We start from the raw sequence: 24,502 nt of genomic DNA on the forward strand, positions 1-24,502 counted from the left end.
TCAAATTTGAGGAATGCGTTGTCGCTCTCGCACGGACCCGATGATTCCGCCCGCGAACCCGCCCAGGACCTCTCTCCCTCGCCCCCACTCCTCCGCCACTCCGCCGTCTTCCTGCCCGCCGATCCGCCCCGCGCCGGACGGATCGCCTTCTGGTCACCGGACGGCGAGCCCCTGCCGGACGTCCACGCCGGTCACCCGGACGGCCCCGTGCACCCGGGCGACACCGGTCATCCCGGTGACGAGGGCCATCCGGGCGACATCGGTCGTCCGGGGGACACCGAAATCGCCGTCGTCGACGGGGAGTCGCTCCAGGTCGTGACCGTCGACGCCCGCGTCCTGTCCGTACGGGACGCCCTGCCGTTCCTCGCCCGCGCCCGGTTCTCGGACACCGCCTCCCCCGCGACCGCGTTCTGGGGTGCCGCGACCCTGTTCGCCCTGGACCTCGTCGCGCGCGGCCTGCTGCTGCCCGGTCTCACGCCCGGCGACCACGACGCGTGGCGCGTCGGACCGCTCGGCCCGGAGGAACTGGCCGGACTCCGCACGCTCGCCGCGTCGATGCCGCCCGTCGCGCACGCCGTGCCCCTGCCCTCCCACGCGTCCCCGGCCGACGACGCACCGCCGTCCGACGACGGGCCACTGCTGCTGCCCGAGCCCGAGGCGCTGCTGCGCGCCTTCGCCGACGCGGTGGCCGACGCGCTGCCCCGTACCCCTGCGGCCCCGCTGGCCGCCGGTGGGCCGGCCTTCGCGGCCGACGCGCCGCAGACCGTGCCCGAGCAAGGGGCGTGGGCCGCCGACGTGGCGGCCGTGCACGACGCCGGCGTCCGGCTCTCGCTCCGGCTCGAACTGCCCGGCTTCACCACGGAATCCCGGGAGGCGCCCGCCTTCCGGGCGGTGCTCCAACTGCACGGGGCCGCCGATCCGACCCTGGTCGCGGACGCGGCGGAGGTGTGGGCGGGCTCCGGCCGCGCCGGGGCCGCGTTCGGGCCCCGGGCCCGGATGGACGCCCTCCTCGCCCTCCGGCGTGCCGCCCGCGCCTGGCCCCCGCTGTCCCCGCTCCTGTCGGCGGCCGTGCCCGACACCGTCGAACTCGCCGACGAGGAGGTCGCGGAGCTCCTGGGAGCGGCGGCCACGGCCCTCGCGGCGGCGGGCGTCCAGGTCCACTGGCCGCGCGAGCCGGCCGGCCGGCTCACCGCCCGTGCGGTGATCGGCCCGGAGGCAACCGAAGCCGGTGCCGGGGACCCCGGACTCGCGGATTCCGGGCGCGGGGGCTCCGCGCTCCGTGACGGCCTCGGTCCCGGCGCGGACCTCACGGGCGCGCCGTACGCCACGGACGACGCGGACGCCGCCGGCGCCGCCCGCGCCTCCGCGCTGCCCTCCTTCCTCGCCGCCGACTCCCTGCTCGCCTTCAACTGGCGCTTCGCCGTGGGCGACCACGAGCTCACCCGGGCCGAGTTCGACCGGCTCGCCGAGGCGGGACGGCCGCTCGTACGGCTGCGCGACCGCTGGGTCCTCGTCGATCCGGCCGAGGTGCGCCGGGCCCGGGCCCACCAGGACCGCAAGGTCACACCGGTGGACGCCCTCTCGGCCGTCCTCACCGGCACGACCGAGATCGACGGGCGCTCCGTCGAGGTGGCCGCGACGGGCTGGCTGGAGCGGCTGCGGGAACGGCTCGCCGAACCCGAGGGCGACCGGCCGGAGATCGCCCAGCCGCCGGCGCTCGCCGCGACCCTGCGCGACTACCAGCTGCGCGGGCTCGACTGGCTCCACCGGATGACCTCGCTCGGCCTCGGCGGCTGTCTCGCCGACGACATGGGGCTCGGCAAGACGATCACCGTCATCGCCCTCCACCTGCACCGGCAGAGCGACCCGGCGTCCGCCGGGCCGACCCTCGTCGTCTGTCCGACCTCGCTCATGGGCAACTGGCAGCGGGAGATCGAGAAGTTCGCCCCCGGCACCCCGGTGCGCCGTTTCCACGGCGCGGCCCGTGACCTGGAGGAGCTCGCCGACGGCGGCTTCGTGCTCACCACGTACGGCACCATGCGGCTGGACGCCGAGCGGCTCGCCGCCCGGGACTGGGGGCTCGTCGTCGCCGACGAGGCACAACACGTCAAGAACCCGTACTCGGCGACGGCCCGTCAGCTGCGGACCATCGGCGCACGCGCGCGCGTGGCGCTGTCCGGCACGCCGGTGGAGAACAACCTCTCCGAACTGTGGGCGATCCTCGACTGGACCACGCCGGGGCTCCTCGGCGGTCTGGGCGCCTTCCGGACCCGCTTCGCCACAGCCGTCGAGGGCGGGCGGGACCCGGCCGCCGCCGAGCGGCTCGGCGCCCTCGTCCGTCCCTTCCTGCTGCGCCGGCGCAAGTCCGATCCCGGCATCGCCCCCGAGCTGCCGCCGAAGACCGAGACCGACCGGACCGTCTCCCTCACGCCCGAGCAGACCGGTCTGTACGAGGCGGTGGTACGGGAGACCCTCGCGGCGATCGCCGAAGCCGACGGCATGGAGCGCCGCGGCCTCGTCGTGAAGCTCCTGACGGGCCTCAAGCAGATCTGCAACCACCCCGCCCAGTACCTCAAGGAGGAACGGCCGAGGATCGAGGGCCGCTCGGGCAAGCTGGAGCTGCTCGACGAGCTCCTCGACACGATCCTCGCCGAGGGCGCGTGCACCCTGGTCTTCACCCAGTACGTGGGGATGGCCCGGCTCCTGGAGGCGCACCTCGCGGCGCGGGGCGTGCGGACGCAGTTCCTGCACGGCGGCACGCCGGTCGCCGAGCGCGAGGCGATGGTGGCCCGCTTCCAGGGCGGGGAGGTCCCCGTCTTCCTCCTCTCCCTGAAGGCCGCCGGTACGGGGCTCAACCTGACCCGCGCCGAACACGTCGTGCACTACGACCGCTGGTGGAACCCGGCCGTGGAGGCGCAGGCCACCGACCGCGCGTACCGGATCGGGCAGGACCGTCCGGTGCAGGTCCACCGGCTCATCGCCGAGGGCACGATCGAGGACCGGATCGCCGCGATGCTCGACCGCAAGCGCGAGCTGGCGGACACCGTACTCGGCTCCGGCGGGGACGCCCTGCCGGAGCTGACCGAACTGACCGATGCCGAACTGGCGGAGCTGGTGCGACTGCGAGGGGACGGACGATGAGCGAGTACGGACAGGGGCGCGGCCACGGGCACGGGCGCGGGGACGACGAGCGGACCTTCGAGGCGTTGCCGCCGGCCCAGGGCGGCGGATTCACCCGCACCTGGTGGGGACGGGCCTGGCTGAAGGCCCTGGAGGACACGGCGCTCGACGGGCAACAGCTCAAGGCGGGCCGCCGGCACGCGCGCGCGGGGGCGGTGGGCGCCGTCTCGGTGCGGCCCGGCCGGATCACCGCGGTGGTCAAGGACCGTGACGGCACGGCGTACCGCGGGGACGTGCTGGTGCGGGAGTTCTCGGAGGAGCAGTGGGACCGGCTCCTCGACCTCGCCGTGGACAGCGCGGGGCACATCGCCGCACTCCTCGACCGCGAGATGCCGCCGCACCTGGTGGAGGACGCGGCGGCGGCCGGGCTCGACCTGCTGCCGGGCATCGGGGACCTCGACGCGGAGTGCGGCTGCGAGGCCTGGGACCACTGTCCGCACACGGCGGCGCTCTGCTATCAGGTCGCCCGCCTCCTCGACGAGGACCCGTTCGTGCTCCTCCTGATGCGCGGACGGGGCGAGCGCACACTCCTGGAGCAGTTGCAGGAGCGCAGTGCCGCACGGGCCGCCGCGCCGTCCGCCCGCGAGGGGGCGGAGACCGGCGGTGTGCCGGTCGGCGGGGCCGGTGGTGTCGGCGGCCCCGGAGAGGCCGGTCGGATGCCCGGCGTGTCGGCCGAGGAGGCGTTCGCGGCGGGCTTCCTCGTGCCTCCGCTGCCCGCCCCTCCGGTCGCCCGGGCCGTACCGGGCCGACCGCCGTCCCTGGACACGGACACGCCGCCGGAGCCGGGAGTCGACCCGGCGGCCCTCGAGTTCCTCGCGGCCGACGCGGCGGCACGCGCGCACCGGCTGCTCGGGGAGTCGACGGGCGGCGGGGGTGCTGCCTCCCCGGTCGGGGCGGGTCTGCCGCGTCCGGTCTCCCTGACGGTCGCCCAGGACGCGGTACGGCTCGCGGCGGGCGCCCCCGCCCCCTCGATCGCGGCGCGGCTCGCCGACGGCTCGGGCAGGTCGCGGGCGGAGCTGGAGTCGGCCACGCGCGCGTGGCGGTTCGGCGGCGCCGCCGCCCTCGCCGTACTGGACGAGGAGTGGACGCCGGACGCCGAGGCGCTGGAACGGGCCGCGGACCGGCTCGCCGGGGCGTGGGTGGACGACGACCGCCCGGCGCTGCGGCGCGCGGGCGGCGCGCGGTGGACGGCCGTGGGCGCGGACGCGCAGCTGCGACTCGGCGAGGACGGGCGCTGGTGGCCGTACCGGAGGGCCGGGGCCCGCTGGTCCCCGGCCGGCCCGCCGGACCACGACCCGGCGGCGGCCCTGGCGACGGCGTTCGCCGCTGGTGGCGGTGAAGCCGGTGCCGGGAAGCCCGGCGCCGGGGAACCCGGTGCCCCTGGAGCCGGTCCTACTGGAGCCGGTGGCTGAGCGTGCCGCTGGTGACGGCCAGGCTGCAGGCGACGGCGTCCTCGCCGAGGAGGAAACTCGTCCGGTACGGGTACTGGACGAAGGTCGTCCAGCGCGTGCCGAGCGGCTGCCGGGCGGCCTTGCGGCGAAGCGGTTCGCGGCAGAGCACGGTGGCCGCTTCGCGCACCGCGTCATCGGTGACGAAGGTGCCGACCAGGCGGGGGCGGGCGACGAGTTCGGCCTGGTGCGGCGCGTCGCAGCGCTGCCGGAGGGCGGTGCCGGGCGCGTCGCGGTCGATGTCGAAGCAGTCGCCGACGCGCAGCGCCTCGTAGGAGACGGGTCGCTCGGGCGCCGGAGCGCCCGTAGGGCGGCCGGACGGGGTGGCGCCGGTGGCGGGGTCGGTGATCCGGGACCGGGAAGGGGCCGGTGACGTACCGCCCCGCTGTTGCCCGGCGCGGTCCCCCGGTGCCGTCCGCTTCGGCGTGCCGCCCGGCGTCGTGGAGTTCGCGGGCGCTCCGGCGCCCGGCGTGTCGGTCGTTCCCGCCCCGCTCGTCGGGGTGGGGACGGCCGGTCGTTCCGTCTCGTCGGTGACGACGGGCGAGGGCGTGCCGACCGGGCCCCCGCCCGACGGGCCGTCGGCGAGTCCGCCGCTTTCCTGGCCGCCCCGGACGGTCAGGAAGGCGCCGGCCACCAGGGCGGCCGTGAGCAGCGGCAGGAGCGGCGCGCCGAACCAGCGGGCGTGCCGCGCCGCCGGTCCCGGCCGCGGCGCGCCGAGCCGCACGAAGCGGGCCGACCACACGGACTCGGCACCGGTCGCGAGGCGCTCGACCGGACGGCGTTCGGCAGAGCCGGGCGCGGTGGATATGGACGCGGTTGAGCCGGCCGGGCTCGGCCTCGTCGAAGGGCCCGTATTGGTGGGACCCGGATCCGTGGGATCCGGATCGGTGGGACCGGACGGGCCCGGGCGGCCCGGTTCGGGTGGCGGAGTGGCGGTCGACGGGTGGGACACAGGAACCAGGTTCGCCGCTCGGCGGCGGCGCGGCCAGCTTTCACCGGCCACCGGGCTCGACCCGTACAGAATCGTGACGATCGACGACCGGGCGCGCCCGCACCACCGCCGTTCCCCCGTCACCGCCGCCGCCCGGTCACAGCTGCCTACAGGCCGAGCTGACGCTCCGCGCCCTCGACCGTCTGGGCGAGGAGCACGGCGATGGTCATGGGGCCGACACCACCGGGGACCGGGGTGATGAGGGAGGCGCGCTCGGCGGCCGACGCGAAGTCGACGTCGCCGATGTTGCCCGGGTTGTAGCCGGCGTCGATGACGACGGCGCCCGGCTTGACGTCCTCGCCCTTGATGAAGTTCGGCTTCCCGACGGCGGCGACGAGGACGTCGGCCTCGCGGACGACCGAGGAGAGGTCCCGGGTGCGGGAGTGGCAGTAGGTGACGGTGGCGTCGCGGCCGAGGAGGAGCAGTCCGGCCGGCTTGCCCAGGATGGCGCTGCGGCCGACGACGACCGCGCGCTTGCCACTGAGTTCGACGTCGTAGGCGTCGAGGAGGCGCATGATGCCGCCGGGCGTGCAGGAGACGAAGCCGGGCAGGCCGAAGCCCATGGCGGCGAAGGAGGCCATGGTGACGCCGTCGACGTCCTTCTCGGGGGCGATGGCCTCGAAGGCGGCGCGCTCGTCGATGTGGGGGCCGACGGGGTGCTGGAGCAGGATGCCGTGGACCTCGGGGTCCTCGGACAGGGAGGTGATGGCGGCGACGAGCTCCTCGGTCGTCGTCCCGGCGGGCAGTTCGACGTGCTTGGAGCGGATTCCGGCCTTCGCGCAGCGGTTCTGCTTCATCTTCACGTACGTGACGGAGGCCGGGTCCGCGCCGACCAGGACGGTCGCGAGGCACGGCGTGACGCCGGTGCGGCGGGTGATCTCGGCGGCTCGGGCGGCGGTCTCCTCGACCGTGCGGCGGGCGAGGGCCGTGCCGTCCATGAGGGTGGCGGTGCTGGTGGACATGGCAACTCCTGGGCGTCGTCTCTGACCGGTGGTTCGCCCAGGCGCACGGCATCGGCACGGTCGCGCCGTTGCGGCACGCTCCGCCGGGCCGCTCCCCGGTGGTGATCCACCTCAAGCGCCAGTCACGGCCCGGGACCCACTCTACGTGAGCGGTCGGGGGCAGGTCCCGGACAGGGTGCGCACGCCGTGGTGCGCGGTGGCTTGTCGGGTGCCCGCGGGCGCACCACGATGAGCGCGACGGGCCGGGACGACCTCGACGAGGAGGCCGAGTTGAGCGATGTGCGGAGGGCCGCGGGGCCACCGGGGGAACGGGCACCGACGGCGGAACGGACACCGGCGGCGGGCCCGGGAGCGAAGGCCCCTCCCCGTCCGCAGGCCGACCGGGGCGCGGTGACCGCGAGGGGCGCGTCGCAGGACCGGGGAACGGACACCGGCCGCAGGGACGCCGACGGACGCGCGGGCACCGGCCGGGGCGCGGACGCCCGCCCGGGCGCGTCGGCCGATCGGCGCGCGGGTCCCGGCCCGCGCGCCCGGGAGGCCCGTCCGCTGGTGGCCGCGTCCTGGCGCCGGTCCGTACGCGCGCGCGTGAGCCCCGACGGGGCGGCGCGGGTGGAACTGGACGAGGACGAGCTCGTGGCGTACCGGGAAGCCCACCCCCTCTCCGCGGCGATGCCGGTGATCCGGGAGCTGATGGGGGCGTACGCGACGGACGGCGAGCACCTTCTCGCGGTCTGCGACGCCGCCGGACGCATGCTGTGGGTCGAGGGGCACCCGGGCACCCTGCGCAAGGCCCGGGGAATGAACTTCGTCGCCGGGGCCCGCTGGTCGGAGGCGGCGGCCGGGACGAACGCGCCGGGCACCGCCCTGGCCGTCGACCGGCCGGTGCAGGTCGTCGCCGCCGAACACTTCCGGCGTCCGGTGCGGGCGTGGACCTGCGCCGCCGCTCCCGTGCACGACCCGCACAGCGGGCGGGTGCTCGGCGCGGTCGACATCACCGGCGGGGAGCGGCTCGCGCACCCGCACAGCCTCGGCTTCGTCCAGGCGGTGGCCCGCGCGGCCGAGTCCCAACTGGCCCTGCTCGGGCCGGCCCCGGACCCGGAGCGGATCAGGCTGTCGGCGCTCGGCCGGGACGAGGCGGTGCTCTCGGTGGGTGGCCGGCGGCTGCGGCTGAGCCGCCGCCACAGCGAGATCCTGGTGGTCCTCGCACACCGACCGGAGGGGGTGGGCGGCGACGAGTTCCTCACCCTCCTGTACGAGGACGGTTCGGTCACGCCGGTGACGCTGCGGGCGGAGCTGTCCCGGCTGCGCGCGCTGCTCGGTCCCGACGTGCTGCGGTCGCGGCCGTACCGGCTCGCCGGGCCCGTGGACGCGGACTTCGCGACGGTCGACCGGAGAGTCGCCTCGGGGGCCGTCGCGGCGGCGGCCGGGGACTACGCGGGCCCGCTGCTCCCCGCGTCGACCGCGCCCGGGGTGGTGCGGCTGCGGGAGCGGCTCGCGGACCGGCTGCGGGCGGCGCTGGTGGACCGGGGCGATCCCGGGCTGCTCGCCGACTGGGCGTACAGCGCGTGGGGCGAGGAGGACGTGGTGGTCTGGCGAGCGCTGTGCGCGGCGGTACCGGCACCGCAGCTCCCTCCCGTACGGGCGAGGCTCGACTCCCTGGAAGCGGAACTGTCCGCCGGTGCAACGGACTTGCAACGCACGGTTCACCACACTCGGGCGTGAGCGCCGGCCAGGGACGGCCGGCGCGTCCGAGGGAGGCCATGCCCATGACCCGTTACGCCGCACCCGGTACCGAGGGCGCGCTCATGTCGTACCAGGCCCGCTACGACCACTGGATCGGCGGCGAGTACGTCGCCCCGGCGGACGGCCGCTACTTCGAGAACCCCAGCCCGGTCGACGGCCGCCCCTTCACGGAGGTCGCGCGCGGCACCGCCGAGGACGTGGAACGCGCCCTCGACGCGGCGCACGCGGCGGCCCCGGCGTGGGGGCGGACGGCGCCGGCGGAGCGGGCGGCCGTCCTGCTGCGGATCGCGGACCGCATGGAGGGCAGCCTGGAGGCCCTCGCGGTCGCCGAGACCTGGGACAACGGCAAGCCCGTGCGGGAGACGCTCGCCGCGGACATCCCGCTCGCGATCGACCACTTCCGCTACTTCGCGGGGGCGCTGCGGGCACAGGAGGGCGCGCTGAGCGAGATCGACGACGACACCGTGGCGTACCACTTCCACGAGCCGCTGGGCGTCGTCGCGCAGATCATCCCGTGGAACTTCCCGATCCTGATGGCGGTCTGGAAGCTGGCCCCGGCGCTGGCCGCGGGCAACGCGGTGGTCCTGAAGCCGGCCGAACAGACCCCGGCGTCCGTGCACTTCTGGCTGAGCCTGGTCGCGGACCTGCTGCCGCCGGGCGTCCTGAACGTCGTCAACGGCTTCGGCGAGGAGGCCGGCAAGCCGCTGGCGTCCAGCCCGCGCGTGGCGAAGATCGCGTTCACGGGCGAGACGTCGACGGGCCGCCTCGTCATGGGGTACGCCTCCGAGAACCTGAAGCCGGTCACGCTGGAACTCGGCGGCAAGTCCCCCAACATCTTCTTCGACGACGTGTGGGCGGCGGACGACGACTTCCGCGACAAGGCCCTCGAAGGCTTCACGATGTTCGCCCTCAACCAGGGCGAGGTCTGCACCTGCCCCTCGCGCGCCCTCGTCCAGCGCGGCCACTACGCCGACTTCCTGGAGGCGGCGGTCGCCCGCACGGAGAAGATCGTCCCCGGCCACCCCCTGGACACGGACACGATGATCGGCGCGCAGGCCTCCGCCGAGCAGCTCCGCAAGATCCTCTCCTACCTGGAGATCGGCCAGAAGGAGGGCGCGAAGATCCTGACGGGCGGGCAGGTCGTCGAACACGGAGGGGAGCTGGCGGGCGGCTACTACGTACAGCCGACCGTCTTCGAGGGCGACAACCGCATGCGGGTCTTCCAGGAGGAGATCTTCGGCCCGGTGGTGGCGGTGACCTCCTTCACCGACTTCGACGACGCGATCCGCACGGCCAACGACACGCTCTACGGCCTCGGCGCCGGCGTCTGGACCCGCGACACGAACACCGCCTACCGCGCGGGCCGCGCGATCCAGGCGGGCCGCGTCTGGACGAACTGCTACCACGCCTACCCGGCCCACGCCGCCTTCGGCGGCTACAAGCAGTCGGGCATCGGCCGCGAGACCCACCGGATGATGCTCGACCACTACCAGCAGACGAAGAACCTGCTGGTCAGCTACTCGCCGAAGAAGCTCGGGTTCTTCTGAGCGTCCTCGGCAGGGTGCACCGGTCGCCGACTGTCCGGCGTCCGTCCGGTTCACTACGGGGGACGGCCGTTGCGGGCACGGCTCCGCAGGCCCCGGAACGTCGGGGCGAACGCCGGCCGGTGGACGGTCAGGCGAACGCCTGCGCGTGGTCCGCCGCCCAGGTCTCGAAGCTCCGTGCGGGGCGTCCCAGTATCACGGGCACCGCCGAGTCCACCCGTGCCTTCGCGCCGGCCTGCTGGCGTCCGGCGCTGCGCAGCAGTGCTTCGGCGATCGCCTCCGGATGGCGGTCCAGCAGGGCGGAGCGGGCCCGCTCCGGCCCGAGTTCCTCGAAGCGCAGGGGTCGCCCCAGTACCTTCGAGAGCACGGCGGTCTGTTCCACCGCGGTGACCGCCTCCGGACCGGAAAGCGCGTGCACGCGGCCTTCGTGCCCGTCCTGTGTCAGAGCGTGCACCGCTACCTCGGCGACGTCGCGCGGGTCCACGCAGGCGTTGGCCGACTCCCCGTAGAGCGCGCGCACGACGCCCTCGGACCGGACGGCCGGTGCCCACGACAGCGTGTTGGACATGAAGGAGCGGGGACGCAGCAGGGTCCACGCCAGTCCCGATTCCCGCACGGCCCGCTCGCTCTCGCGCTGCCAGCGGGTGATGAGGTCGTCCGCCCCCGGATCCTCCACGGCGGCCGCGGAGAGTTTGACCAGATGCCGTACGCCGCAGGCCCGGGCCTCGTCGATGAACCGCGCGTCGTCCTCCGCCACCCGGTTGGTGACCAGGAAGGCGGCGCGGACTCCGGTCAGCGCCCGGTGGAGGCTTTCGGGGTCCGTGAAGCCGCCGCGGACCACGGTGACGGCGGGCCCTCGGGCGGTGACGAGTTCGGGCCGCCTCGTGAGGATGCGCAGCGGGTGGGCGGGGGCCAGCAGGCGGGCGACCTCCCGCCCCACCGTGCCGGTTGCTCCGGTGACAAGGATCATGTCTGCGTTACCGTCCGTCAGCAGGTGGGAAGGTCCGCGGAGAGCTCGGCCAGGAACACCGCGCCGTCGTCCTGACTCCCCGTGATGGTGATGCCGGTCGTTCCGGCGCGCGATGCGGGCAGGGCGTCGGCCCGTATCCAGCAGGGGGTGCCGAACTCCGCGTAGCGCTGGAAGTTCATGCGTCCCGAGGAGGGGACGAACGGCTGGGACGGCGTCGCCAGTTCGGCCGCCTGCCTGGCTGCTTCGAGGAGCAGCATTCCGGGCACGTGGTCCTTCTCGCCCTGGAACAGGACCGGGTGCTCGGTGTCGACCCGCAGCTGCCACAGCCGGTCCTGCGGGGTGGGCGAGAGCAGGACGTCCTCCGGGCGTGACCGGCCGACGAGCGAGGCGGTCACGGGAGGCGTCCGCGGGACCTCGAATCCCGGGACGCCACGGTCGCCCCGTATCCGGCGGTAGGCCTCCGGACCGACGATCCGCCCCGTGATGACGCCCGTGGACACGGCCGACCCCGCGCGGTGGACGACCATGTCGACCCTGAGCTGGGAGACGTGCCCACGTGCCCGCTTCACATCGGAGCAGACCACCCGCACCTCCACCTCCCCGGGCCCGTCGTCGATGACGAGCCGGTTCGTGCGGCAGGCGAACTGCAGTTCCGTCAGGAGGAAGTGGTGCCCTATCGGAACGCCGTACCCGGCGTGCAGCACGAGCAGGGTGGCCTGGCGCATGGTCTCGGTGACGAGCAGCGGATCGTACCGGTGCCCGTGCACCGGTACGAAGTAAGGGTGTTCACCGGGCCAGTGGGCGATGACCGAGTAGCGGTCGTCCCCCGTCCGCGTCCAGCTGACGGGGAAGGCGTCGGCCTCCCTGGCGCGATGCAGCTGAGCCAGCGACGCGGGAAACGGCCCGCTGGGCGACCGGAGGCCTCCCTCGTCGATCGTCGTCGTCTTCATCGAATCCCCCGTGGTCTCCAGCGGCAGCGACAGGCGAGCCGCGCCCGGAACAAGATCCAACCAGACGGATGATCTTATTGTGCCGATCAGGTCATTATTCAGCGAGGAGATCCACGTCACGGGCGCGAAGGCGGCGGCGCGGCGAGGCGGGATCGGGCGACCCGAACGCGGCGGAAGACCGTGGGGGTCGCCCTGGCCCAGCAGCGATTCCGTCGCGCCCCCGACCGGGGCTCGATCCGCAGGCGGGCAGCCGTCCCCGACGCCTACCGGGGCTCGCCGAACCACAGGCGCAGCGCGTCGGTGAGGTCACCCGCGTCCGGTGCCCAGGCGATGTGGCCGTCAGGACGCACCAGCATCGCCTCGCACGGGAGGGCCGCATCCGGTGGGGCGACGACGGTGTTCAGCACATGGGCCCAGCCCCGGGCCGACTCACCGTACGCCGCAGCCTGCTCGCCGGACAGGAGAAGCAGGGGCCGGCCGTCGGCCAGCAGCCCCGTGACGTCCTGCGGCTCCGCGCCGTCCCTCACCGCGACGTTCTCCAGGAACCGCCCCTCCCACCGGGAGGCGAAGCCCGAGCGAGCCGGGTACACCGTCTCCTGCGCACTGATCAAGTCGCCCAGGTGTCGCCGGGTCTGCTCCAGCGTCAGCAGCTCGGCGACCATCGCGCGGAGCGGGTCGTGTTCGGGGGCGGGGCGCATCAGCGTCAGCTGGACGCGGGTGTTGTCGATGACCCGCTGAGCGGCCGGCCTGCGCTCGTCGTCGTACGTGTCGAGCAGCCCCCTGCCCGCCGTTCCACGCACGGCGTGGGCCAGCTTCCAACCCAGGTTGAGCGCGTCGACCAGTCCGGTGCTCAACCCCTGCCCCCCGATCGGGAAGTGCACGTGTGCGGCGTCCCCCACCAGGAACACGCGGTCCTTGCGGTAGTGGCGCACCAGCCGGGTGAAGTCGCTGAACCGCGTCACGGAGGGCGCATCCTCCATCGGGATGTCGTATCCGGCGATCCGCGATGCCTCGTCCTGCAGTTCCCGCACGGTCGCCCGTGTGTGCCGGTGGGGATGGGGCCCGTCGCAGTCGAGCGTGCGTACGAGGGTGTGCCCGTCGGGAACGGGCTTCGCGATGACCCAGCCCCGCTCGGTACGGCACCAGCCCCGGGGCGCCTTGTCGGGCTCGATCAGCCGGACCAGGCCCATCATCGCCGAGACCGTCGCGGGGTGGGTGTCCTCGGTGAAGCCGGCCTCCCGGCGCACGGTGCTGCGCGCGCCGTCGGCCCCGACCAGGAAGCCGGCGCCGTACGCGTGCTCGCCCCCGGGCCCTTCGGCCACCACTTCGACCCCGTCGGTTCCCTGGCGCAGTGCGGTCACCCGGTGGCCGCGCAGCACGGTCACCCCGCGATCCCGGGCCCGTTCCTCGAACTCCCGCTCCAGATCGGCCTGTGCGCGCTTGAGGACGGGTTCCGGCTCGGCCGCGGGAACCGTGATCGTCAGCCCGGGCATTCCGGCGAAGTGGAACTGCTCGGTCACCGGAGCGTCCGAGAACCGCGGCAGCCCGAGGTAGCCCCGCCGGGCCAGCGCCTGCACGGCCCTGGCGTGGACGGTCCCGGCCTTGGGGCGACCGGATGTCGCGCTCTTCTCCTCCAGCACCACGGCATCGATCCCGTACGCCCCCAGCTCGGCGGCGATCAGCATGCCGACCGGCCCGCCTCCGACGACGACTATCTCGGTGTGCGTAGTAGTGCGCATGGCAGGTTCGCTCCTCCGCCGGTCGACGTGTGCGGCGGTTGCGGTCCCTTTCCTCGTGGTTCAGGCCGATCCGCCGGGCCTTCTCCGGGACTCCCGTTCAGCCGTCGTGATCGAATCTAGTACAGCAGTGCCGCTGCGCGTGCCGGTCACGGCCATGCGCCGCCCGACCCCCGCCGAAGCAGTGCCGGACCTGGGGAACGACACATCGTCGATCACCCACACCTCAGGACCGGAGATGCGGGCCGGCAAGCAGTCGGCGTCGTCCGGTAGTTCGCGGCACGATGACCGTCATGAACGGAGTCATCGAAGCGATCAAGGGGAATCCCGAGATCTTCGCCGCGGTGGTGGCATTCATCGGGATCGGCGGGGGCATCCTCGGCAACTTCATCGGTGCGCGGATCCAGCTGCGGGGTGGCCGTGCTCAAGCGGACGCCGCTCGGGACGCCGCTCGCATCACGGCAGAGGCACAGCGGCTGGCAACCCTGCGGGACGACCGCAGGCGCGAGACAGCCCGGTTCGTACAGAAGGCGCGGGAGACGGTGTCCTGTGCGAAGGCGCTGTACCAGCGGGACCAGGAGGGGGCTGGTCAGGCGGCTGTCCGGACTGCGTATCTGGAGCTGTCGCAGAAGCAGGCAGAGCTTGAACTGATCGCCCCGGCGAGCCTGGTGGAGCTGGCTCGCCGGGTCGTCGTGGTGGTGGAGAGCTGCATGGACCTCGCAGACGACCGTGCGCCGGCAGAGCGAGTCCGCCGCAGGTTGGAGGCCACCCCCGTGATGTCGCCGCACCATGTCCCGGCACAGCGAGCGCTCCGCGCGCTGGACGCCGCACGTGCCGCCAACCTCGCCCGTGACGGCAATGAGTACGCGGCGTTCAGATCGGCGGCCCGTACGGTGCTGGAGGAGTTGCCTGACATGAGTGACGACGAAAGGCTCCTCTTGCTCGACGACACATACCGGTTCCACCTTCGCGAACGGCGACGGAACCAGGAGGAGAGCCTCAACGTCGCTCTCGGCGAGCTGGTGACGGCTGCACGCCGACTGCTGAAGTCCGAGGATGTCGGCTAGGGCGTTTCCTTCCGATCACCTGATGGTCGGTCTGGTCTGTCATCGACTGACGTGCGGTGGGCGCGGAGATCGACCTCCACCGGCCCCGACCCGGCCGGTGGCCGCGCGGACCCGATGGCAGGAGTCCGACGGCCGGGTCGACTGGATCGCGTTCCCGTGCGAGACGGTGTTCGAGGGTGAGCAGCTCGGCCGCCGGCCGGCGATCACTCCCCCTCTCCCTCGGTCAGGTGCTCCCCGAGTCGCTCCAGAGTCGCGCCCGAGAGGGTCGAGCCCGCTGCAACCAGTGATCAAGCCGTTCCTCATCCGTCGTCACCCCTGGTCACCCGCCTTCGGCGGCCACAACCAGTCGGGCATCGGCCGCGGGCGCTCCGTGGTGTTCGGTGGAGCATCCGGCAGCGGTCGTCCACGGAGGGATCGCCGCAGCGGACGGGGTGGCCGCCCGCGAGGCGGCCACCCCGTCCCGACAGGCCACGGGTCAGTGGCGGACCGTCCAGGACTGCCGGTCCTCGAGGGTCGTGGCGATCTCCGGGGCGCGCACGGCGTCCGTGCGGTCGGTGACGACGACGGTGAGGCGGTGGCTGCGGACGTCCCGCGAGTCCAGGTGGAGGGCGGCGACGGGCACGGCGGTCCGGCCCGCCTGAGTGGCCAACGGCTTGCCGTCGAGGTACCACCGGATGTCGGGCTGCCGCTCGCCCACCAGCCGCGGCACCGCGACGCGCGCCGTGTCGAACCGGCGCAGGGTCCGGTCGGCGGGGGCGGCGGGGCTCGCGAGGGAGGCGTGGCGGTAGAAGCCGGCGATCATCGCTTCGCGGCCGGGGAGGCTGAAGGGTTTGCCGAGTACGCGCATGATCGAGGCGTCCGTCGGCCGGTCGAGGCCCGCCACGTAGTAGCCGCCGCCCTCGTACGCACCGACCGTGCCGCCGTCCGGAGAGCTCTCGCCGAGCCAGCGGTACCACTTGGTCCGCCGAGCGGCCATGGTCTCGGCGCTCAGGGTGGAGAGGTTGGATTCGTCCGGCTCCTCGCCGGTGTACCGCTCGTATCCGGGGGTGCCGGGGTAGAAGTACTCGTCGGCGAGCTTGCCGAGGGAGTGGCCGGTCTCGTGGATGGCGACCTGGCCGGACCTGTCGTTGCGGGCGGAGGCGGTGGAGATGCCCTCGTAACCGAGCACCTTGCTGGGCGTGTTGTAACCGGCGCCGCCGTACTTGGTGCTGTTGGCGAGGACGATGACGAGATCCGCCTCGGGGGCCTCGGCGACGTACGCGTCGACCTTCCGTTCGTCGACGCAGAGCAGCCGCTCGATGTCCTCGCACCAGAAGTACGAGCCGAGTGCGGTGTCCTTGACGACGTCGCGGCCCGGGTCGCCGGAGACGCCCGAGTCGTTCGAGACGGCGTCGACGGTCCAGACGTTGAAGAGGTTCTGATAGGTGGTGTACGGCTCGACGGCCGTCACCTCGGCCCACTTCTGCAGGGCGTCGGCGTGGAACTGCGCCTGTTCGGAGGCGGTGTAGCCGTCGCCGACGACGACCACGTCGAGACGGTCGGCGGTGGGGCCGTTGTCGATGACCCGGGTGACGTCGCCGTCGGCCCGGGTCTCGGCCGCGGAGAGCGGGGCGGAGGCACGGGCCCCGGGGCCGCCCTTGGCGGACGGCACCCAGGTGTAGCCGGAGCCGGCCTCGTGATGGCCGTGCTCCCCGCGCGCGGCGCGTTCGTGGCCGGGTATCTCGACCTTGACCCGCCCGGTCGCCTCCGGCCCGGGGCCCGCGGAAGCGGAGCCGGGAGCGACGGCGAGGGCGGTCATGACGGCGGCGGCCATCGTGGCCGCCGCCATGGATCTGCGTATGGACGGGCGCAACGGTCTCTCCCCGGAGCAGCGACTTAAGTACGTTCATCAATGCGCTTAACAAGACGCTTAACCTAGGGCCCTCCGCAGGTGCCGCACAATGCCCTTGCGGAGGGGAAACCGCAGGGAGAGGACCGCACCATGGACGAATCGGCTGTCATCGGGCAGCGCGTGCAACGCCTGCGTACGGGACGCGGCCTGACGCAGCGACAACTGGCCGAGCCCGCGTACACGGCTTCGTACGTCTCCACGCTGGAGTCCGGCAAGGTCCGCCCTTCCGAGACCGCCCTGCGCTTCCTGGCCGAACGGCTCGGCACGACGTACGAGGAACTGGCCACCGGCCGTCCCGCTCGCCTCGCCACCGAGTTGCGTCTGGCCCTCACCGACACCCGTCGTCTGCTCGCCACCGGCACCCCCGGCGAGGCGGCCGCCCGCTACCGGGAACTGCTCGCCGAGGCCGAGGAACTCGACCTGGCGTCCGAGCGGGTCGAAGCACTCACCGGGCTCGGCGAATGCGCCCTGGAGAGCGGTGAACTGACCGTCGCCCGCGAGCACTTCGAGGCGGCGGAACGGATCCTCGCCTCGGCCGGCGAGCCGCTCCCCCGCCGGGCCCGCGCCCTGCGCGGCCGGGCCGTCACCCACCTTCTCGCCGGTGAACTGCGGTACGCCTGTTACGTGCTGGAGACCGCCATCGACGAACTGAACGCCCAGGGCCTGCACGATCCGGATGCCCTCGTGCTGCTGTACGCCTCTTCCATCGGCCCGTACATGGACATGGGAGCGCACGCCCGCGCCGCCCAGGCCGCCGAACTCGCCCTGGCACTGGCCCCGCGGGTCTCCGACCCGGCCCTCGTCGCCGGCATGCATCGCAGCGTGGCACGCACCCTGCTCGCCGAGGGACGGATCGCCGAGGCCGATGCCTCACTGGCCAAGGCCCAGGACCTCTACCAGCAGCTGCAGACCCGTACCGAGCTGGCCCACTGCCACTGGATGCGCGGCTATGTGCACGCCCAGAACGGCGATCTGGAAGCTGCCGAGCGCGAGTTGCGCACCGCCCGCGAGATGCTCGCCGCCCGCAGCGCCGCCCTCTACACCGCACAGGTCGAGGTCGAACTGGCCGATGTGCTGCGCCGCCGGGGAAGGCGCGAGGAGGCAGTGGCCCTGCTGTCCCGGCTGCTGGAGCTCGGTACGGACCTCGGTGACGGACGCGGCGCCGTCCACGCCGCGGGCGCACACCGGCTGCTGGGACTGATCGCCGAGGAGGAGGGCGCGGACGAGCGCGCCGAGGAGCACTACGTCATGGCCCTCGCCCTGCTGGAGCGCACCGGGGCGGCGGGCGATCTGGCCGATCTGTGCCGACTGCTGGGCGATCTGCTGCGGCGTACGGGCCGTACGGAGGCGGCGCTCGACGCGTACCGCACCGGACTCGGCCACCGGGCGGCGCCGGGCACCACCACCCTGGGCCCGGCGCCCACGGCACCGCCCTTCCGCGACTCCTGGTGAAGCGGTGGACACGGCGGCCGACCGAAGGCCCGGAGTCCGTCGACCGCCGTACCGAGGCTCTGTGCGAGGCCGTCGAAGCCGAGGGAGCGCGCACCGACCGCATGGCTGCATCACAGAGAGTGATACGGGCGCCTCGCACTCCTGCCTCACGCCCTCCCGTCTGCCTCTGCGTCCGCCTCTGCGTCTGCCTCTGCGTCCGCCTCTGCGTCTGCGTCTGCGTCTGCGTCTGCGTCTGCGTCTGCGTCTGCGTCTGCGTCTGCGTCTGCGTCTGTCCGATGGGACGTGTCGGGCAGCGGGACTTCGATGCGGAAGGTGCAGCCCTGGCCGGGCGCGGTGTCGAGGATGAGTCTGCCGTCGTGGGCGGCGACGAGGGCGTGGGCGATGGCGAGACCGAGGCCGGAGCCACCGGTGGTGCGGGCACGGGAGTCGTCCGTGCGGTAGAAGCGGTCGAAGACGCGGTCGCGTTCGGCCGGGGTGAGGCCCGGGCCTTCGTCGGCGACTTCGAGGACGGCCCGGTCGGCCGCCGTGCCGACGCCGATGCGGATCGGCGTGCCGGGCGGGGTGTGGGTGACGGCGTTGCCGATGAGGTTGGTGACGACCTGGCGCAGCCGGGCCTCGTCGGCGACCGCGGGGGCGGTGGCGGGCTTTCCGCCGCCTGGACCCGTGAGGGTCACCGGACGGGTCGCGTCCAGGGCGCGTACGTCGTGCAGCGCGTCGGCGGCCAGCGTGCGGAGGTCCATGGGGGCGACGTCGAGATCGAGAACGGGTTCGCGGGCGGCGACCGCGTCCTCGTCCAGGCGGGCCAGGAGGAACATCTCCTCCACCAGACGGGTGAGACGTTCGGACTCGGCGGCGATCCGGGTCATGGTCTGGTCGACGTCCTCTCGGGTGGGCAGGGCGCCCATGCGGTAGAGGTCGGTGTAGCCCTTGATGCCGACGAGGGGGGTGCGGAGTTCGTGTCCGGCGTCGGCGAAGAAGCGGTGGGTGCGGGCCTCGGCCTCGGCTCGGGCCCGGAAGGCCGTGTCGATCCGGTCGAGCATCTGGTTGAGGCAGGCGGTCAGGTGTCCCACCTCGGTGTGGGGGGCGGCCAGTTCGGGGACGCGGTGGGAGTGGTCGCCCGCGGTGATGGCGGTCGCGGTCTCCTCGATACGGGTCAGGGGGCGCAGCCCGGAGCGGACGGCGAACCAGCCGGCGACGGTGAGAACCGCGAGCAGGACGGTGCCCACGGTCAGGGAGAGGTTGCGGGTCTGGGTGACGGTGCGGTCGACCTCGTCGAGGGAGGTCGCCACGACCACGCTGCCCCGGTCCTCCGCCCTTTCGGGTGGGAAGACCCGGGCGGGCCGGGTGAGGGCGATGACCCGCCACTCGTGGTCGCCGTCCTTCGCGCGCACGGTGAAGGGGTGGCCTTCGCGGGCGAGGACGGCCGCACGGTCGAGGAGCGGGAGTTCGGGGCCGCCGCCCGGGGGCACGGTGCTCGTCTCGAACGTCCTGCGGGTGGCACCGTCGTCGTCCAGGTACGTCACGGTGGTGTCGCCGAGGACGCTGAGGGCCTGCACGCCGGGCGGGGTGTCGGTGCCCGCGGGCGGGGTGAGGCGGGCGGCGATCCGCCCGGTGAGGACGAGCCGGTCGTCGACGCGGTCCTGGAGGTAGCCGCGCAGGGCCGTGGTGACGATCACGCCGGTGCCGAGGAGACCGACCGCGACCAGGGCGACGGACAGGCACAGCAGGCGGGTGCGGAGGGACAGCCTGCTCGGTCGCCTCCTGGCCGGCCACCGGGTCGGGCGCTTCACGGCCGGGGCCCGCGGATCACGTAGCCCACGCCCCGGATCGTGTGGATCAGTTTGGGCTCGACCCGGTCGACCTTGCGGCGCAGATAGCTGATGTACGTGTCGACGATGCTGGGGTCGCCGCCGAAGTCGTACTCCCACACGGTGTCCAGGATCTGACTTTTCGTCATGGTCCGTTCGGCGTTGGCGACGAGGAAGTGCAGGAGGCGGAACTCGGTCGGGGACAGCCGCACGGTCCGCCCCGCCCGGGTGACGTGGTGGCTGTCGGGTTCCAGGGCCAGGTCCCCGACGGTGATCCGGGCCGGCTGCTCACCCTGGGTGCGGCGCAGTACGGCGTGGATGCGAGCGATGAGTTCTTCCAGGTCGAAGGGTTTGGTGACGTAGTCGTCGCCGCCGAGGCGCAGGCCGTGGAGCCTGTCCTGGCGGTCGTCTCGTGCGGTGACGAACAGTACGGGCACGTCGCCGCCCCGGCCGGGCAGGGGTGAGCGGGGCTCGGCCCGCAGGCGGCGGATCACTTCGAAGCCGTCCACGTCCGGGAGCATCACGTCCAGCAGGACGAGGTCCGGTGTGCGGGCCGCGGCGAGGTCGAGGGCCTCCTGTCCGGTGGCGGCGGCGTCGACGTCGAAGCCGGCGTAGCGCAGTGCGGTGCGCAGCAGTTCGCGGACGGTGGGCTCGTCGTCGACGACGAGCAGGTGGTGCCGGTCGGGGCGACCCGCGGAGTGCGGGGTGGGTGCGGATGCCGCCATGGTGTGGATCGCCGCCTTCACGGACTGGGGACTGGGCTGACAGGGGCCTTCTCAGGAGATCACACGGAGCTCACGACACCGTGTCCGACGGGACGCGGCGGGCGGGTCGGGCGGCGGACGAGCGGCCGCCCGTGGTGCCGCGCCGCTGCGGGGTGGGGCCCGAACGCCGGGCCCGTCGGCTGCGCAGGCGGCTGCCGGCGTACGAGGCGAGGGCAGCCAGGACGAAGCCGGTCAGTGCGGACAGTCCCGTCCCTCCGTCCAGTCCCCCGGTCATGCCGCCCATCTCGTTGCCCATGAGACTGATGCCGATCCGTACCGACCCCTGCGCGAGCAGGGGAAGCAGCAGTGCCGAGACGCCCACCACGACGCCCGTGCGCAGGGCGATCTCCGCGTGACGGTCGAGCAGTGCCTCGGAGGCCTCGCGCGGGGTGCGAGCCGGAGTCCGGGCGGAGGCCACGTACCCGGCGATCACCAGGAGGAACAGCATGAGGACCATGGCGATCAGCCACAGCGGCATCCCGGCGCCCGACCAGCCTCCGAGGTCGATGGACCTGTCCGAGCCCGCCGTGTCGCCCTGGGCCGCGCCCGCGCCGCCGAGCATGCCGAGCATCCCGCCGCCCTCGGGCTGCAGTCGGTGCATGCCCGCCTGCCAGGAGGTGCCGAGGCCGGCGGTGAGCAGGACGGCGATCAGGTTGGGGCCGAGGAGCAGCAGCAGGCCCGCCGCCTTGGCCGCCTGGTCCCGGCCGGTCAGGGCCGCGGCCCCGGCCGGGAACGCGAGGACCAGGGTGGAACAGCACAGCACGGCAGCGATTCCGGTCAGGGTGGAGGTGACGGCGTTCCACTTCAGGCGCAGGCGGCTGAGGGCGACCGGACGCGGCAGGGTCGTACGGCGGGTGGCGAGGCAGCCGAGGGCGAGGACGGCGCCGACCCCCAGCAGGCCGAAGAAGACGGTCGCCGCGGTGTCGGTCTCGAACATCACCGACGACAGGTTCTTGGTGAGGCCCCCGCCCCCGCCGCCCCCGAACCGGCTCGACGCTCCGGACGAGGCGCCCTTCCCGAAGCGCTCCGTCACGCTCTCCGGCAGCCGGGCCGTGCCCTGGGCCACGCCGGCCAGGATCGGGAGGACCACTGCCGAGGTCGCCAGCGCGCCGCCGCACCGGGCCCACAGCAGCGCCGGGGTGGGCCGCTGCCGTCGGCGCAGGGGCCGGAAGAAGCCGATCGCCAGGACGGCCGTGCCGAGGAACGTCAGCATCAGGGGCGTCACCGCCGCCTCACCGGTCAGGCCGAGGCTCAGGCCCCCACCGCCGCCGCCCGGTCCCCCGAGCAGCCCGCCGAGGCCTCCATCGAGTCCGCCGCCGTCGGCGGACTCGGCGGAGGGCACTGATTCCACGGTGACGCGGCCCCCGACGGCCATGCTCACCATCGTCGGGACGAGACGGGAGACGGGGGCGATCGTTCCGGCGCCGAGCACGGTCAGTGCCGCCGACGCGGCAGCTGTCATCGCCAGGACGGCGGTCGCGACGGAGAGGGCTCCTTCGAGGGCGTGGCGCCAGGGCGAGCCGGGTGGGCGGGGGAACGGCGGGGCGGAGGACACGGGGCGGGCTCCTGTGTACGAGATGACGGGGTACGGGAGTGGGGCACGGGGCGGCGGGAGGGGGTCGCCGCCCCGTGGACACGGGCACGTCGACGCGGGCGCGTGGACGCGAGCGCATGGACGCGGACGCGGATGCGGGATCGAGGCGTACGAGCCCCGCTCAGGGGCGCGGGCTCAGTGGCCGCTGCCGCTTCCCGTGGTTTCGACGGCCAGGTCCCGGCCGCCGTCGGATGCCGCGTCGATGCCTGGACCCGTGGGGTCCGCCCGGTCCCGTTCGAGTCGCTCGCCCTCGACGTCCAGGTCGGGCACGAGCCGGTCCAGCCGGCGGGGCAGCCGCCACGCACGCCGGCCGAGCAGGGCGAGGACCGCCGGGACGAGCGCCATGCGGACGACGAAGGCGTCGAAGAGGACGGCGGCGGCGAGACCGAAGCCGATGGTCCTGAGCATCTGCTCGTCGCTGCCCATGAAGGACGCGAACACCGAGATCATGATCACGGCCGCCGCGGTCACCACGCGCGCGCTGTGCCCGAATCCGCTGACCACGGAGTCCTTCGGCGACTGCCCGTGGACGTACGCCTCGCGCATCCGCGTCACGAGGAACACCTCGTAGTCCATGGCGAGTCCGAAGACCACGCCCACCATGAAGATCGGCATCATCGACATCACCGGCCCCGGTACCGCGACTCCGAGGACCGAGGACAGCCAGCCCCACTGGAACACCGCGACCACCGCGCCGAGGCCGGCGAGGACGGAGAGCAGGAAGCCCAGGGCTGCCTTGAGCGGGACGAGGAGGGAGCGGAAGACGGCGATGAGCAGCAGGAACGCCAGGCCGACCACGAGTCCCAGGTAAGGGAGCAGTGCGTCGGACAGCTTCTGCGAGACGTCCACGTTCATCGCCGTCGATCCGGCGACCAGGACGTGGGCGTCGTTGTCGCTCGCGAGTGCCGGGTCGCGCAGCGCGTGCACGAGGTCGGCCGTCTCGGCGCTCGACGGCGGGGTCGCCGGGACGACGTCGAGGACGGCGGTGTCGCCGTCCTCGCTCAGCCTCGGCTGTCCGACGGCGGCGACGTCCTTCCTGCCGCGGATGTCCTCGGCCACGCTCTGGGCGGTGGCCTTGGCGCTGCTGCCGCCGTCGGCCTGGACGACCACGGTGAGCGGGCCGTTGTAGCCGGGGCCGAAGCCGTCGGCGACCAGGTCGTACGCGCGGCGCTGCGTCGTCGAGGCGGGCTTGCTCTCGTCGCCCGGCAGCCCCGTCTCCAGTGACGCCGCCGGCACGGCGATCACACCGAGCAGGGTGATGCCGCCCAGGAGGACGGCGACCGGCCGCCGGACGACGAAGCGGGCCCAGCGCACGCCCATGGACGGCTTCGGGCTCTCGTCCTCGCCTCGACGCCGCTTCGCGCGGGGCGGAGCGATCCGGCGGCCGCAGATCCCGAGCAGCGCGGGGATCAGCGTGACGGCGATGAGCACCGCGACGACGACCGTGCCGGCCGCGGCCAGGCCCATCTGCGTGAGCAGCGGAATGCCCACCACAGCCAGCCCCGCGAGGGCGATGACCACGGTCAGCCCCGCGAACACGACCGCCGATCCCGCGGTGCCGACCGCGTGCCCGGCCGCCTCCTCGCGGCTGCGGCCACGGGCGAGCTCGGCACGGTAGCGGGAGACCACGAACAGGGCGTAGTCGATGCCGACCGCGAGGCCGATCATGGTGGCGAGACCGCTCGTGGTCGAGCCGAGCCCGAGCGGCTCCGCCAGCACCTTGATCGCCAGGCCGCCGATGCCCACGCCGAGAAGGGCGGTGAGCAGCGGAAGCCCGGCCGCGAGCAGTGCGCCGAAGGTGATGACGAGCACCACGGCGGCCACCGCCAGGCCCAGGGCCTCGGAGGAACGACCGCCGGCGACCGCGTTGACGGCATTGCCGCCGACCTCGACCCGCAGTTCCGTCGAGCCCGCCTTTTCCACCGTCTCCTGCAGCGCGGTGCGCGAGCTCTCCTCCAGCTCCGAGGCGGGTACTTCGTAGGAGACCTGGGCGTAGGCCGTGGAGCCGTCAACGCTCACCGACCGGGTGGCGTACGGGTCGGTGACCCGCTTGACCTGCGGATCGCCGCCGAGTTCCCGGACCGTCTCCTGGACGGCCCTCTTCGCCTCCGGGGCGGTGATCCTGCCGTCCTCCGCCCGGAACACGACCCGGGCCGTCGCGCCGTCGGCGTTCAGCTGGGGGAAGTCCGCCGCCAGGAGGTCGTAGGCCTGCTGCGCCTCGGTGCCGGGCATCGAGAAGTCGTTGGGCGGCGGGGCGGGCGCCCTCCCTGCCGTCACCCCCGTCCCCACGAGCAGTACCACCCACAGCGACGCGACCAGCCGACGCCTCCGGAAGGAGAACCGGCCCAGCCGGGAAAGGAATGTGGCCACAGCAGACGCTCCACGTCGGTCGAGGTGTACCG

16 protein-coding genes and 1 riboswitch are annotated in these 24,502 nt (G+C 73.7%); of the genes, 6 read left to right on the forward strand and 10 right to left on the reverse strand.

What is annotated here, in order from left to right; translation table 11 throughout:
• Positions 1-18: 18 nt before the first annotated feature.
• Together ACZ66Z_RS25855 and ACZ66Z_RS25860 are read left to right on the forward strand one after the other, a co-directional pair.
• A complete protein-coding gene (locus tag ACZ66Z_RS25855; RefSeq protein WP_469937751.1) occupies positions 19-3,141 on the forward strand; it encodes a DEAD/DEAH box helicase in 3,123 nt (1,040 codons plus the stop codon).
• Positions 3,138-4,592, forward strand: coding sequence for an SWIM zinc finger family protein (locus ACZ66Z_RS25860; RefSeq protein ID WP_469937752.1), 1,455 nt, complete (start codon positions 3,138-3,140; stop codon positions 4,590-4,592). Before ACZ66Z_RS25855 ends, ACZ66Z_RS25860 begins: the two co-directional genes overlap by 4 nt.
• Here the strand turns inward: ACZ66Z_RS25860 and ACZ66Z_RS25865 are convergent.
• Both ACZ66Z_RS25865 and ACZ66Z_RS25870 read right to left on the reverse strand, forming a co-directional pair.
• Positions 4,573-5,370: a hypothetical protein gene (locus ACZ66Z_RS25865; RefSeq protein WP_469937753.1), complete on the reverse strand. Its 798-nt coding sequence runs from the start codon at positions 5,368-5,370 to the stop codon at positions 4,573-4,575. The two genes, ACZ66Z_RS25860 and ACZ66Z_RS25865, sit on opposite strands and share 20 nt — an antisense overlap.
• A gap of 356 nt (positions 5,371-5,726) precedes the next feature.
• Positions 5,727-6,581: a bifunctional 5,10-methylenetetrahydrofolate dehydrogenase/5,10-methenyltetrahydrofolate cyclohydrolase gene (locus ACZ66Z_RS25870; protein WP_469937754.1), complete on the reverse strand. Its 855-nt coding sequence runs from the start codon at positions 6,579-6,581 to the stop codon at positions 5,727-5,729.
• A gap of 28 nt (positions 6,582-6,609) precedes the next feature.
• A riboswitch (ZMP/ZTP riboswitch) is annotated at positions 6,610-6,717 on the reverse strand.
• 92 nt (positions 6,718-6,809) lie between these two features.
• Between ACZ66Z_RS25870 and ACZ66Z_RS25875 the strand changes: the two genes are divergently transcribed.
• Positions 6,810-8,303 carry a GAF domain-containing protein gene (locus ACZ66Z_RS25875; protein WP_469937755.1) on the forward strand — a complete coding sequence of 498 codons (1,494 nt, stop codon included), beginning with the start codon at positions 6,810-6,812 and terminating at the stop codon, positions 8,301-8,303.
• 44 nt (positions 8,304-8,347) lie between these two features.
• The gene (exaC, locus tag ACZ66Z_RS25880) at positions 8,348-9,871 is read left to right on the forward strand and encodes an acetaldehyde dehydrogenase ExaC (RefSeq protein ID WP_469937756.1); all 1,524 of its coding nucleotides are present in this window, start codon (positions 8,348-8,350) and stop codon (positions 9,869-9,871) included.
• A 127-nt stretch (positions 9,872-9,998) separates the two neighbouring features.
• Here the strand turns inward: exaC and ACZ66Z_RS25885 are convergent, their stop codons facing one another.
• The 3 genes from ACZ66Z_RS25885 to ACZ66Z_RS25895 form a co-directional block, all read right to left on the reverse strand.
• Entirely contained in the window at positions 9,999-10,838 is an 840-nt protein-coding gene (locus ACZ66Z_RS25885; RefSeq protein ID WP_469937757.1) for an NAD(P)H-binding protein, read from the reverse strand.
• Between the two features lie 17 nt (positions 10,839-10,855).
• Positions 10,856-11,788 carry a ScbA/BarX family gamma-butyrolactone biosynthesis protein gene (locus ACZ66Z_RS25890; RefSeq protein WP_469937758.1) on the reverse strand — a complete coding sequence of 311 codons (933 nt, stop codon included), beginning with the start codon at positions 11,786-11,788 and terminating at the stop codon, positions 10,856-10,858.
• Positions 11,789-12,051: 263 nt separating this feature from the next.
• Complete coding sequence (locus ACZ66Z_RS25895; protein ID WP_469937759.1) at positions 12,052-13,527, reverse strand: FAD-dependent monooxygenase; 1,476 nt, start codon at positions 13,525-13,527, stop codon at positions 12,052-12,054.
• Positions 13,528-13,817: 290 nt separating this feature from the next.
• On the opposite strand from ACZ66Z_RS25895, the gene ACZ66Z_RS25900 reads away from it, so the two are divergent.
• Complete coding sequence (locus ACZ66Z_RS25900) at positions 13,818-14,591, forward strand: hypothetical protein (RefSeq protein ID WP_469937760.1); 774 nt, start codon at positions 13,818-13,820, stop codon at positions 14,589-14,591.
• A gap of 475 nt (positions 14,592-15,066) precedes the next feature.
• Here ACZ66Z_RS25900 and ACZ66Z_RS25905 read toward each other — a convergent pair whose 3' ends face one another.
• On the reverse strand, positions 15,067-16,419 hold the full coding sequence (locus ACZ66Z_RS25905) for a M64 family metallopeptidase (RefSeq protein WP_469937761.1): 1,353 nt from the start codon (positions 16,417-16,419) through the stop codon (positions 15,067-15,069).
• Between the two features lie 153 nt (positions 16,420-16,572).
• On the opposite strand from ACZ66Z_RS25905, the gene ACZ66Z_RS25910 reads away from it, so the two are divergent.
• A complete protein-coding gene (locus ACZ66Z_RS25910; protein ID WP_469937762.1) occupies positions 16,573-17,934 on the forward strand; it encodes a helix-turn-helix domain-containing protein in 1,362 nt (453 codons plus the stop codon).
• Between the two features lie 146 nt (positions 17,935-18,080).
• Here ACZ66Z_RS25910 and ACZ66Z_RS25915 read toward each other — a convergent pair whose 3' ends face one another.
• The 4 genes from ACZ66Z_RS25915 to ACZ66Z_RS25930 all read right to left on the reverse strand — a co-directional run bounded on the left by ACZ66Z_RS25915 (position 18,081) and on the right by ACZ66Z_RS25930 (position 24,470).
• On the reverse strand, positions 18,081-19,724 hold the full coding sequence (locus ACZ66Z_RS25915; protein ID WP_469937763.1) for an ATP-binding protein: 1,644 nt from the start codon (positions 19,722-19,724) through the stop codon (positions 18,081-18,083).
• Positions 19,721-20,467, reverse strand: coding sequence for a response regulator transcription factor (locus tag ACZ66Z_RS25920; RefSeq protein ID WP_469937764.1), 747 nt, complete (start codon positions 20,465-20,467; stop codon positions 19,721-19,723). The genes ACZ66Z_RS25915 and ACZ66Z_RS25920 overlap by 4 nt, the downstream gene beginning before the upstream one ends.
• Before the next feature lie 70 nt (positions 20,468-20,537).
• Positions 20,538-22,061 carry a streptophobe family protein gene (locus ACZ66Z_RS25925; protein ID WP_469937765.1) on the reverse strand — a complete coding sequence of 508 codons (1,524 nt, stop codon included), beginning with the start codon at positions 22,059-22,061 and terminating at the stop codon, positions 20,538-20,540.
• Positions 22,062-22,235: 174 nt separating this feature from the next.
• Complete coding sequence (locus ACZ66Z_RS25930; protein WP_469937766.1) at positions 22,236-24,470, reverse strand: MMPL family transporter; 2,235 nt, start codon at positions 24,468-24,470, stop codon at positions 22,236-22,238.
• Positions 24,471-24,502 lie beyond the last annotated feature (32 nt).

The organism is Streptomyces sp. NPDC107498 (genome assembly GCF_055582805.1).